General features: G+C 38.4%; 7 protein-coding genes. All 7 read right to left on the bottom strand.

What is annotated here, in order from left to right:
• Positions 1-19: 19 nt before the first annotated feature.
• Complete coding sequence (locus tag M2373_RS19090) at positions 20-646, bottom strand: NAD(P)H-dependent oxidoreductase (RefSeq protein ID WP_259112853.1); 627 nt, start codon at positions 644-646, stop codon at positions 20-22.
• Positions 647-774: 128 nt separating this feature from the next.
• A complete protein-coding gene (locus M2373_RS19085) occupies positions 775-2,769 on the bottom strand; it encodes a T9SS type B sorting domain-containing protein (RefSeq protein ID WP_259112852.1) in 1,995 nt (664 codons plus the stop codon).
• 247 nt (positions 2,770-3,016) lie between these two features.
• Positions 3,017-5,284 (bottom strand): T9SS type B sorting domain-containing protein, encoded by a 2,268-nt coding sequence (locus M2373_RS19080; protein ID WP_259112851.1) that lies wholly within the window; start codon positions 5,282-5,284, stop codon positions 3,017-3,019.
• A 200-nt stretch (positions 5,285-5,484) separates the two neighbouring features.
• Entirely contained in the window at positions 5,485-7,737 is a 2,253-nt protein-coding gene (locus M2373_RS19075) for a lectin-like domain-containing protein (RefSeq protein ID WP_259112850.1), read from the bottom strand.
• A gap of 179 nt (positions 7,738-7,916) precedes the next feature.
• Positions 7,917-8,393 carry a ribonuclease HI gene (gene rnhA, locus M2373_RS19070; protein WP_259112849.1) on the bottom strand — a complete coding sequence of 159 codons (477 nt, stop codon included), beginning with the start codon at positions 8,391-8,393 and terminating at the stop codon, positions 7,917-7,919.
• Positions 8,394-8,478: 85 nt separating this feature from the next.
• Positions 8,479-10,062, bottom strand: coding sequence for a replicative DNA helicase (gene dnaB / locus M2373_RS19065; RefSeq protein WP_259112848.1), 1,584 nt, complete (start codon positions 10,060-10,062; stop codon positions 8,479-8,481).
• Between the two features lie 156 nt (positions 10,063-10,218).
• Positions 10,219-12,279: a gliding motility-associated C-terminal domain-containing protein gene (locus tag M2373_RS19060; RefSeq protein ID WP_259112847.1), complete on the bottom strand. Its 2,061-nt coding sequence runs from the start codon at positions 12,277-12,279 to the stop codon at positions 10,219-10,221.
• Positions 12,280-12,299: the final 20 nt, after the last annotated feature.

Here is a 12,299-nt window from a genome sequence, read left to right as displayed (position 1 = left end):
GGTACAATCGTCTAAATAATTAGATAAATTTAAACAATTTTTCGTTTGGTTTCCTTACTTTTTTCATGTGCTGGAAATGATCTTCCTCAGAACGGTAGCCTAGAGCGAGGGTGACGGTTACCTTTTCTGTCTCCGGATTGATGTCTAAAATGTTTTCAATCACGTCATGTCGGAAGCCTTCCATAGGGCAGGTATCTATACTTTCAATAGCTGCTGCATACATTAAGTTGGCTAAAACTATATAAGACTGTTTTTCTGCCCAATTGAAAATTTCATCTTGGTTTTTCTGATTAATATGTTGACTGATGCTGTTTCTGAATAAGTTGAGCTGCTCCAAAGGAGTTTCTCTTACTTCTGAAATATGTTTAAAATACCCATTGATATAGGTTTCTTCAACTGTTTTTTTTGAAATAATAACAATTAAATGAGAGCATGTGGAAATTTGCGAAGGATTGTAAAAGGCAGGAATTAGTTTTTGTTTCATGTCATTACTTTCCACCACCAGAATTTTATAAGGCTGAAGCCCAAGAGAACTTGCAGACAGCTTTCCTGACTCAAGGATGTTGTGCAGTGTTTCCTGAGGAATAATCTCGCCATTGAATTTCTTTACAGAATATCTTCTGCTTAAAGCTTCCAAATAATTCATATTACAAATTTAAGAATTGAATGTGAATAAATTTTGTTTAAAATGAATTATCTCTTTCTAAATAAGCATAAAAAAGAATCACTTCAATATTTTGAAGTGATTCTTCGGTATAATAATGAATGTTATATTTATTCTCTGTTTTTTACAAGAATCCAGTCAGAATATTTAATAGCCGTATTCTTTTTGTTGTTTTCATTCCATGAGACAGAGTACCAGTAGCTTCCGGTAGGAACTTTTCGTCCGGCAATAGTTCCGTCCCATCGGTATTTATTTGATTTGTCTGCCTGGTGGATTTTTGCTCCATATCGGTCAAAAATATTGAAAACAAGATTTTGTTTGCTTCCTAGAGCTGAATAATCAATAAAATCATTGATTCCGTCTCCGTTTGGTGTGATAACGTTAATAAGATTAGGAACAACAATCGTGATGTCAATAGGCTCGCAATCATAGGCGTCTTTTACAAATATTTGGGCATCCCCTCTCGGAACATTTTTAAATACATTGGAATCCTGCCAGTTGATTCCGTCCATAGAGTATTTGTAAGGTTGTGTTCCGCCATTTGCATAAACGGTAACCGTAGTGCTTGCAATATCAATACTTGAAATAACAGGTTGTTCCGATGCGTATACTTTTACAGCTTGTGTAGCAATACATTCTCCCGATTTCAGCTGTACCCAATAGGTTCCGACTGTAACGTTGTTGATGACTTGTGTTGTTGCTCCTGTGCTCCAAAGATAACTTGTAAATCCGGGTCCTGCATCCAGTGATGTCTTGTCTTCCATGCAGATGGTTTTATCTTTTAAAGTGGTTGAAAAAGTTGGTGGAATAACCTCTAAATTAACTTTTGCAATGGCAAAGCACCCATATGTATTACTGACTTTAATGTAAACGACTCCGGTAGGGGCAATGTAATTATTGAAATTTGTAATTTCATTTGTCCCGTTTTGAGCATCGGTTAAAGAAGGGTAATACTTTTTAGTCGTGCTCCCAGTACCTGTCACGCTTGCTGTGGTAAGATTAAAAAGTGCTGTTGAAGGATTGGCTTCAATGAAGCAGGATCTTAAATTAGCATTATTCACCGTAACTGTGGGAGCAACTTTCAGTGCAATTTTTGCGTCATTATTGTCACAGAGTACGGAAGTGGGATCTTTGATAACGACCGAAATGTTGGTGTCTGCGTTGTATTGGAAGTTTGTAGGATTGGCAATCGGAGTTCCGCTTCCGGTAATATAATAGGTGAAGTTATAATTAGCGGGAGTTGCTGTAAACTGAGAATTAAATGTCGTTAAGTCAATATTGCTCATTCCTGCGAGGTCCGGGCAAATGTATTTGGTAATATTGGTTTCTAAAAGCGGAATTTTATCTACAAAAACTTTTACATTTTTAATAGAATGTCTTGATCTTGCTCCTCCTGTAGAGGCAGAAAATCCGAAATATCCGACAGTCATTGCCGCAGCTGCGCCGGAAGGAGCGAAAGATTGACTGCAGATCTGAGTGCCGTTAATTGAAATTTTTACAATCCAGTTAGCGGGAGCGTTAGGATCTACTTCTCCGCTTACTTCAACGTGTTTATAAGTTGTTCCCTGAAATGGTAAGGTTGCATTAAGGTCAGGTGAATGAAAAGAACTGTTCGGAACATTGAAGAATTCTACATTATTGGTATCAGTGGTATTTTGAACCTGGCCGTAAGCAACATGTACTTTACTCATGCCGGAGCTTCCGGTAGAGTTGTTAAAGGTGTCAAAACCCACGATAAAGCCTATGGCGTTTTGGGAAACTCCGATCCCGGATCCTAATACACTGGCTATCGGAGGGTTGGCGAGGTACCAGAAGGCAATGCCGTCTCCGTTATACGTTTGATTGGAATCCATTCTGAAGTCGAACTCAACTCTCCACTTGTCGCAATATTTTAAGTTAATGGGTTCGTTTAATCTTATCGATCCTGATCTGTCATTGGTGTCCGGTGTGAGTTGTACAAAGTCCGTGTTCACAACGGTGGGGGCGACCATAGTCCATCCGGTCGTGTTTACAGGATTGCCTGTAAGCTGATACGTTTGTGATGAGAATAGTTTTGGAAGACAGAGTAGGAGGATAAAAAGGAAGAAGGGGTAGTTTTTTTTCATATGTAAAAGTTTATTAGTTTATGATTTTGTAAATATAATTAATTTTCATTGATTGATGTTGTGTTAATTTTGTGTTTTTAATGATGATTTATTAATGGTGTCGAAAGTATTGAAATAAATGTTTAATAATAAGGTTGTCCATTGGTTTTTGCTAATTTATTTTTTAATTACCTTCTTTTTGTGCAAATAAAAAGGATCATTTCAATTGATGAAATGATCCTCTTATGTAAAAATGAATGTTATTTTTTTATTCTCTGTTTTTCACCAATATCCAGCCTGAATATTTGAATGGAGTATTGTTTTTGTCATTCTCGTTCCATGTTACAGAATACCAGTAGCTTCCGGTAGGAACTTTTCTTCCTGCTATTGTTCCGTCCCATCTGTATCTGTTGGTTTTATCAGCCTGATGAATTTTTGCGCCATATCGGTCAAAAATGCTGAATACCAGATTCTTTTTGCTCGCTAAAGCGGAGTAGTCAATTGCATCATTGATTCCGTCTCCGTTTGGAGTGATTACGTTGATCAGATTAGGAACAACAACGATGATATGAATTGGCTCACAGTCGTAATCGTCTTTTACATAGATTTCACTATCTCCTCTTGGCAGATCTTTGAATATATTCGAATCCTGCCAGTTGATTCCATCCAGAGAATATTTGTAAGGTGGAGTTCCTCCGATCACATTAATTGTAACCTTATTGTTGGAAATGTCTACATTCGTGATGACAGGTTGTTGTGAAGCGTATATTTTTACTGTCTGCGTAGCAATACATTCTCCTGTTTTCAGTTTTACCCAATATGTGCCTACACCTACATTGTTGATGACCTGAGTTGTTGCTCCGGTGCTCCATTCATAACTTGCAAAACCTGGTCCTGCGTCCAGAGAAGTTTTATCTTCCATACAAATGGTTTTATCTTTCAATACATTTGAATAAACAGGAGGCAGAACGACTAATGTTACTTTTGCAATGGCGTAGCATCCGTTTCCGTTTGTCACTTTTATATAGGCGACTCCGTTTGGAGAGACGTAGGTTGTAGGTGCTGTAATTTCGTTAGTTCCGTTCTCTGCATCAGTTAAAGAAGGATAGTATTTTTTAGTGATTCCTGTTTGTGTCGTTACTGGGGCTACCGTAAGATTAAATGATGATGTAGAAGGATTTGAATCCATAAAGCAGGATCTTAATGTAGCATCACTTACTACTACAACTGGGAATAAACTTAAAGTCACTTTCGCTGTATCCACACAGCCCTGAGGGGTTGTTACTTTAGCATAAATTACCGCAGCAGGTGAGAAAAATGCATTAGGATTTTGAATCTGATTGATATTGTTATTCAGATCATACATGCTGTTGTAAAACTGCATGGTAACTCCGGGAACTGTAGTGAACGGTGCGGTTGTCAAATCAAATACAGCTCCGCCCGCATTGTTGTTATTACATCCTGTTAATGTCACGTCATCAGCTGAGAAAGGGGATGGGTTTAATACAATTTTACCGTCGCCATTATCACATAAAGTGGAGGATGGATCTTTTACAACTACTGAAATGGTGGTAGTTCCTGTGGTATATTGATAGTTTGTCGGAGTTGTAATTTGAACTCCGCCGGGACCATAATAAGTGAAGGTGTAATTGGCGGGATTCGTTACAAACTGATTTTGAAAAGATGTTAAATCAACAGATCCATTTCCTGTAGCCGGATTTACGCAGACAAAAGGAGTGATCGTATTGGTTAAAATAGGAACTTTATCAATGTATATCTTTGCATTTTTAATAGAATGTCTTGCGCTTGCTCCACCTGTTGCAGCTGAGAAACCGAAATATCCTGTAGTCATACCCACTGCACCTCCTGAAGCGGTGAACGGCTGGTCTGCAATCGTTACTCCGTCTAACTGAACTTTGATATGCCAAATGTTAGGGTTAAGAGCATCAATTTGGCCATTTACTTCAACGTGTTTGTATGTTGCTCCTACAAACGGTTGGGTTGGGTTGAGATCTGCTGAGTGGAAAGTACTTCCTGCAGTAGTGTTGTATTCAATATTGTTATTTCCTACCGGAAGGTTGTTTGTTCCGTATAAAATATGGACTTTACTCATCTGGCCTTCTGTGGTGTTGTTGAAAATATCAAAACCTACCATTAGCCCGTTGGCTCCTGAAGGAATTCCTAATCCGCCTCCACTCGTAAATGCTGTCGGAGGATTGGCAAGATACCAGAATGTGAATCCGTCACCTCTTCCAAAAGCGGTGGTTCCGTTTCCATCGATTCTGAAATCGAATTCCACTTTCCAGTTATCACAATATTTAAGATTGATAGGATTGGATAATTTTACAACGCCGAACTGACCTCCAATGTCCTGTGTAAGCTGAACGAAGTCACCAGTTGCAGATGCATTGGAAACAAGATCCCATCCGGTTGTGTTTATGACCGGTGTTCCCACGAGTTGATAGGTCTGTGAAGATAATGTTCCTGACAGAAAAATGAAGAGTAATGAAAAATAGTAGAGTATATTTTTTTTCATATGATAAGGTTGAAGTTTTTGTTGATTTTGTAAATGTATTGAAAAATAGATGGTTAATATTTAATTGGGTATAATTTGATCGATAAAGATGCTTTTTAGGGTTTTTATTAATTTAAAACAAGAGATCGTATTAAAAAATTAATTTTTTTTAACTGAAAAATAAAAAGATCACTCCGATGATGGAGTGATCTCAGTATATATTATTCTCTGTTTTTTACCAATACCCAGCCGTTGTATTTAGTTTGTGTGTTGTTTTTGTCGTTCTCATTCCAAGTGATAGTGTACCAGTAGGTGCCTGTAACGATTTTTTTACCGAAAGCCGTTCCGTCCCATTTGTAATTTCTGATTTTATCAGCTTGGTATAATTTGTTGCCATATCTGTCATACACTGTAAACACAAGGTTTTTCTTATATGCCAATGCGGAGTAGTCAATATCATCATTGATGTTGTCTCCGTTTGGCGTGATCGCGTTGATCAGATTTGGAACAGTGATCTGTACATCAATAGGCTCACAATTGTAAAAGTCTTTTACGTATACCTTCACTTCACCTCTTGCCAGATTGGAGAAATAATTAGAATCCTGCCAATTAACACCATCCAGAGAGTATTTGTATGGTGGAGTTCCGCCGTTTACATTTACCGTGATCGTATTGTTGTTGATGTCTATACTTGAGATAACAGGCTGTGCAGAAGCATTTACTTTTACAATTTGAGTAGTGATACAGTTTCCTGTTTTTAATTTTACCCAATAAATACCAACTGGTACACCTCCGATAGATTGTGTGGTAGCACCTGTGTTCCATTCGTAGCCATCAAATCCAGGGCCTGCGTCAAGGTCTGTTCTGCCGTCGATACAAATTATTTTGTCTTTTAATACTGAAGACTTTACAGGTGGTAATACCACAAGGGTAATTTTAGCAATGTTAAAACATCCGTTCGTGCTTGTTACCTTTACGTATACTACTGTGCTTGTTGTTACATATGCTGCGGGATTTGATATTTCGTTTGTCCCGCTAAGTGCATTGGCAAGAGTTGTGTAATATTTTTTTGTAATTCCTGTTTGGGAAGGCTGTGTTACAGCAGCCGTTGTGAGATTGAATAATCCAGTGGTTACATTGGTTTCAATAAAACAAGACTGTAACGTTACATCCGTTAAAGGAATCTGAGGATAAAAAGCAAGGGTAATAGGCGCTGATCCCGTACATCCCAGAGGAGTTGTTACTTTTACATAAACAGTTCCTGCTACAGATAAATACGTTGTCGGGTTTGTGATTTCATTGGTCCCTGCATTAAGATCTGCCATTGTTTTATAATACTTCTTTGTAGACCCGACAGGTTCATTTACATTGGCAAGGGTTAGATTATAAGTTGCCGTTCCAATATTATTGTTATTACAGGCTGTGAGGGTAGCCGGAATTGCGGTAAAAGGGGAAAGATTCAGCTGAATTTTTCCATCCGGATTGTCGCAGAGGAGTCCCGAGTTATCCTTAATTAAAACTGAAACAGTGGTATTTGCGGCAAACTGATAGTTGGCAGGCGTTGTAATCGGAGTTCCTGCTACACTGTACGAAAATGTATAGTTACCTGGATTGGTTACAAATTGATTCTGATATGAAGTAAGGTTTACTGTTCCCTGTCCTGTTGTTGGATTAGGGCAGAATGTGTCTGTTACGGTTGCTTGGTTTATTGCTACTTTATCTACATAAACCTTTACATTCTTGATAGAGTGTCTCGATCTGTTCCCTCCTGTAGAAGCAGAAAACCCGAAATATCCGACAGTCATTGCAGCTGCGGCACCAGCAGGCGCAAAGTCCTGATTACAAATAATGTTTCCGTCAATTGTAATTTTTATGGTCCAGCTTTGTGTACCGGGAACGATTTGCCCTGTTACTTCCACGTGCTTAAAAGTAGTTCCCTGAAATGGAAGGGTAGTGTTCATATCCGGTGAGTGGAAAGAACTTCCGGCTGTGTTGAAGAACTCCACATTGTTGTTATCGGTCGTGTTGGCAATCTGTCCGTATCCGACATGTACCTTACTCATTACTGCGGTTGTGGTGTTGTTATAAGTGTCAAATCCTACAACTAAACCGATTGCATTCTGAGAAACACCTAATCCTGATCCTAGTACACTGGCAACGGGAGGGTTTTGAAGATACCAAAAGGCAATACCGTCTCCATTGGCAGTTTGGTTAGAGTCCATTCGGAAGTCGAATTCCACTCTCCATTTATCACAGTATTTTAAGTTGATTTGTTCGTTCAGCCTGATAGATCCGGACTGGTTGTTGGTATCCGGAGTAAGCTGAATAAAATCACCATTTACCTGCGTCGGGGAAACCATAGTCCATCCTGTCGTACCCACGGGATTGCCTATTAGCTGATAGGTCTGAGAAGATGTTTTTCCGAAAAAACAGATGAAAAGAATGGTGAAATAAGATAGTAGTTTTTTATTCATTTATTAACATACTTAAAATTAGACGTGTAAAGATATTAAATCCTAATTAATAAATATGTATATAATGTTAATTTTGTAGAAAAAGCTGAATATTTTGTAATAAATATGAATTTGAAAAACGAAAAAGGCAATATAATTAATATAAATTTAGTTTAATTAAAATTAGGCTTAAATTTTTCTTAAAATAGAGTGTTGTTTTCCTGATTTTCAAAATAGGTATCAACCTCAAGATTTGGTGAAGCAGCAGCGGCTACCGCTAGCTTGTCGCAGAGTTCATTTTCGAAATGACCGGCATGTCCTTTGATCCAGTGCATTTTTGGATTGTGTTGGTTGTAGAGCTCAATGAATTTTTTCCAGAGATCCGGATTTTTCACATTTTTCCAGCCTCGTTTTACCCAGCCGGCAATCCAGTTCTGATTGATCGCGTCGGAAACATATTTACTGTCTGTAAAAACATGAATGTCATTTTCCGTAGATTTCAGTTTTTCAAGCGCCGTGATGACGGCCAATAGCTCCATCCTGTTGTTGGTTGTTTTCCTGAAACCTTTTGAGAATGTTTTCTGATAGTTTTTTTCGGGAACGCGCATGAGAATTCCGTATCCGCCTTTTCCGGGATTTCCGCTGCATGCTCCGTCGGTGTATATTTCTATTCTCAAAATTTTATTTACTTGAATTTTTTAGCGCAGGCTTCGAGAGCCTCAGCCTGACACGGTTTCAAATTAGCTTATCTTAAATTACACTTTAAAAAGGAAAATCATCGTCATCATCCAAATCATTCATCGAAGATCCTGAAAGTTTTGAACTGTCCGGAAGATCAAACGCTGCTCCTGGCTGAATAGTCGTCTTAATTTTATCAAAACCACTCTGGTCGGTGTTGAAATTAGAAGGATAGCCATCTGGTCCTCCCATGGCAGCTTCAACATCGCCGAATTTTGCAAAATGTTTTAAGAAAGATAAACGGACATCTGCCGTTGCTCCATTTCTGTGTTTTGCTATAATCAATTCTGCTTGATTTTCTGTTGAGGTTTCCTGTCCTTCCTCATCATTGTCCCAAACTGTAATTTTATAATATTCGGGTCTGAAAATAAATGATACGATATCGGCATCCTGCTCAATAGCTCCGGATTCCCTCAGATCTGAAAGCTGAGGTCTTTTTCCGGGACGGGTTTCCACACTTCTCGAAAGCTGCGAAAGGGCAATTACCGGAACATTTAATTCTTTTGCAATTGCTTTTAAGGAACGGGAGATCATTGAGATTTCCTGTTCACGGTTTCCGACTCCTTTTCCGCTACTACCGGCAGTCATCAGCTGAAGGTAATCGACCATTATTATTCTCACGCCGTGTTGCATTACCAGTCTTCGGCATTTGGCCCGGAAGTCAAAAATGGAAAGGGAAGGGGTTTCGTCAATATATAGAGGTGCGTTTTCCAGTTCGGAAACGTTAGAGAAAAGCCTTTGCCATTCTTCATCGTCTAAGGTTCCTTTTCTCAGTTTTTCGGATGAAATTCTTGTTTCTGAAGCAATCATTCTGGTAATCAACTGTACAGATGCCATCTCCAGGGAGAAAAGTGCCATCGGGATTTTGTGGCCTACTGCAATATTTCTCGCCATGGAAAGAAGAAAAGCGGTTTTCCCCATCGCGGGACGTGCCGCAATGATGATAAGATCGGAATTTTGCCAGCCTCCGGTTTCTTTATCCACATCCCTGAATCCTGAAGGAACTCCGGAAAGTCCTTCTTTGTCTTTTAGAGATTTAATGGTTTCAATGGCTTGCTTTACTAATGAATTAGCGGTATCGAATCCTTTTTTAATGGTACCGTTGGTGATTTCAAAAAAGGACTGTTCTGCTTTGTCCAACAGTTCAAAAACGTCTGTAGATTCTTTATACGAGGAATCAATAACATTAGCAGAAACATTAATTAAGCTTCTTAAGATATATTTTTCAAGAATAACACGTACATGATATTCTATGTGGGCAGATGAACTTACCCCCATCGTTAAATCTACAATATAATGATCTCCTCCGGCCAGGTTAAGTTTTTCGGTCTTTTTCAGATCCTGAATAATGGTCATTAAGTCAACAGGCTGGTTGGCTTCATATAATTTTAAGATGGTAGAGAAAATCACCTGATGTCTTGGGTCGTAAAATACATCAGGAGTAAGTAAATCGATAGAATGGTCAAGCCCTTTTTTGTCTATTAAAAAAGTACCGATAACCAATCTTTCAAAATCTACTGCATTAGGAGGCATTTTTCCATCAGCAATTGACAGCTCTTTTGCAAAGTTTCCATTGGTAAGAGATGATAATGTTTCTTTCTGCGCCATTCTGCAAAGATAGTTTATTTGAAAAATAATCTGAAATTAGTAATTAATAAATATTGTGGATAAGTTTTAAATTTCTAGTAATGAAGGGCTTTATATCATGTGAATAAAAAAATCACCCCGGGATTGGGGTGATTATAAAAGATTATGAAAATTAAATTATTCTCTGTTTTTTACCAATATCCATCCGGTATAACTTGTCTGGGTATTGTTTTTATCATTTTCGTTCCATGAGATGGTGTACCAGTAGGTTCCTGTGATAATTTTTTTACCACCGGAAGTTCCGTCCCATTTGTAGTCTCTGATTTTGTCTGCTTCATACAGTTTGTTTCCGTATCTGTCGTAAACGATAAAGGTTAAATTCTTCTTGTAAGCCAATGCTGAATAATCAATATAATCATTAACATTATCACCGTTTGGCGTGATGGCATTCAGAAGATTCGGAACAGTTACCTGAACATCAATCGGGGTGCAGTCAAAAGCATCTTTTACGAATACTTTGTTTTCTCCTCTCGGAAGACCTGTGAATACATTAGAATCCTGCCAGTTGGTTCCGTCAAGAGAGTATTTGTAAGGTGATTTTCCTCCGTTTACATTCACAGTGAAAGAATCGTTTGTAATGTCAATACTTGTGATCACAGGTTGCTGTGAGGCATATACTTTTACTTGTTGCAATGTATAGCAAGCTCCGGTTTTTAATCTTACCCAGTAAGATCCTACAGGAACATTTGAAATAGACTGTGTTGTAGCGCCTGTGCTCCATTCGTAACCGTCAAATCCAGGCCCGGCATCAAGAATGGTTGTATCTTCCATACAAATTGTTTTGTCTACCAGAACATTCGATTTTACCGGAGGCAAAACTTTAAGCGTAATTTTAGCAATAGCATAACATTCGTTGGTACTGATTACTCTTACATAAACATCTCCACTTGTGGCAACATAGGCCATAGGAGTTGTTATTTCGTTGACACCGCTTACCGCATTGGCAAATGTAGTATAGAATTTTTTTGTAATTCCTGATTGAGAGGTTACGTTGGCGGTTGTTAAATTAAATGAAGCTGTTGTAATAGCTGTATCAATAAAACAAGATTCGATGCTGGTATTATTTACAACAACTACAGGATGAAATTTCAATGCTATTTCAGCATTTCCTGTACATCCTTCAGAAGTAGTCACTTTTACAAAGATTGTTTTTTCACCTGAAACATAGTTGGTAACATTCGTAATTGCGTTTGTACCAGCCGTTAAATCTGCCAGAGTCGGATAATATTTTTTTGTTGCTCCAGGATCAGAGTATACATCTGCCAGTGTCAAATTGAATGATGCTGTGCCGGCTCCGTTGTTGTTACAAGAAAGCAATGTGGCATTGGTAGGTTTTATAGGTCCGAGCACAAACTTAAATGATCCGGTTTGGAAGCATTTGTTCAAAGGGTTATTCGGATTATTCGGATCCTGATATTTTACTCTGTAATAATAAGTTGTTGCTGTTACAGTAGTTGGTGAAGTAATAGGGTTATCTCCTGTGATAGCATCATTCATCGTATTATGATAAGTTACGGTAAACGATGTATTTCCATTTAAAATTCCGCTGGTAAGAGAGTTGAAATTAAATGTTGTAGGAAGGGCACATCTTGCTATTTCATTAGGCTGATTAGGTGTTGCACTTGTTTGTCCCGGCGGAACGAATGGGAATGGGGTAAGGGTAGGATCAGTAAATGCTGAAGATATCGTTGCAGTACCTCCCCATGATAATGAAAATCCATTAGCTGTACTTAAATAATTGTCAACAACCAGATAATAAGTTTCTCCGGCCACCACATCCATATATGCACTCCATGCATCATCGGTGTCCTGATCGGTTAAAGAAAGTGTCAATCCTGTATCACCATCGGCTCCGGAATAATTGCATCTGATAGGCGCTCCCAAACTTCCGCAGCTGGCATTAGGTCCATATACTGCAAAGTCATAGTCATCTGCAAACACATTTGGATGAATGGTAAAAGTTAACGTTCCGGATGTTGCAATGGTAAAAGAATACCAAACTGAAAAGTGTTCGTCGGAAACCAGACATCCTCCCAGGTCTTCATTCACGTTTCCATGACCGCTGGGAGTATAAGAGAAATTGGAGTTTCCACACACCGGAATAGCAGAGTCACAATCGGATTGTGAAAAATAAAATTGTGATAAAAATAAAACTAAAACGAATAGTAGTCTTCTCATTTTTTTAAGTTTATGTGAAG

This window comes from Chryseobacterium sp. JUb7 (assembly GCF_024806495.1).
Taxonomy (GTDB): Bacteria; Bacteroidota; Bacteroidia; order Flavobacteriales; family Weeksellaceae; genus Chryseobacterium.
The sequence above is the reverse complement of the archived record's forward strand: the minus strand, read 5'-3'. Positions and strand labels throughout refer to the sequence as shown.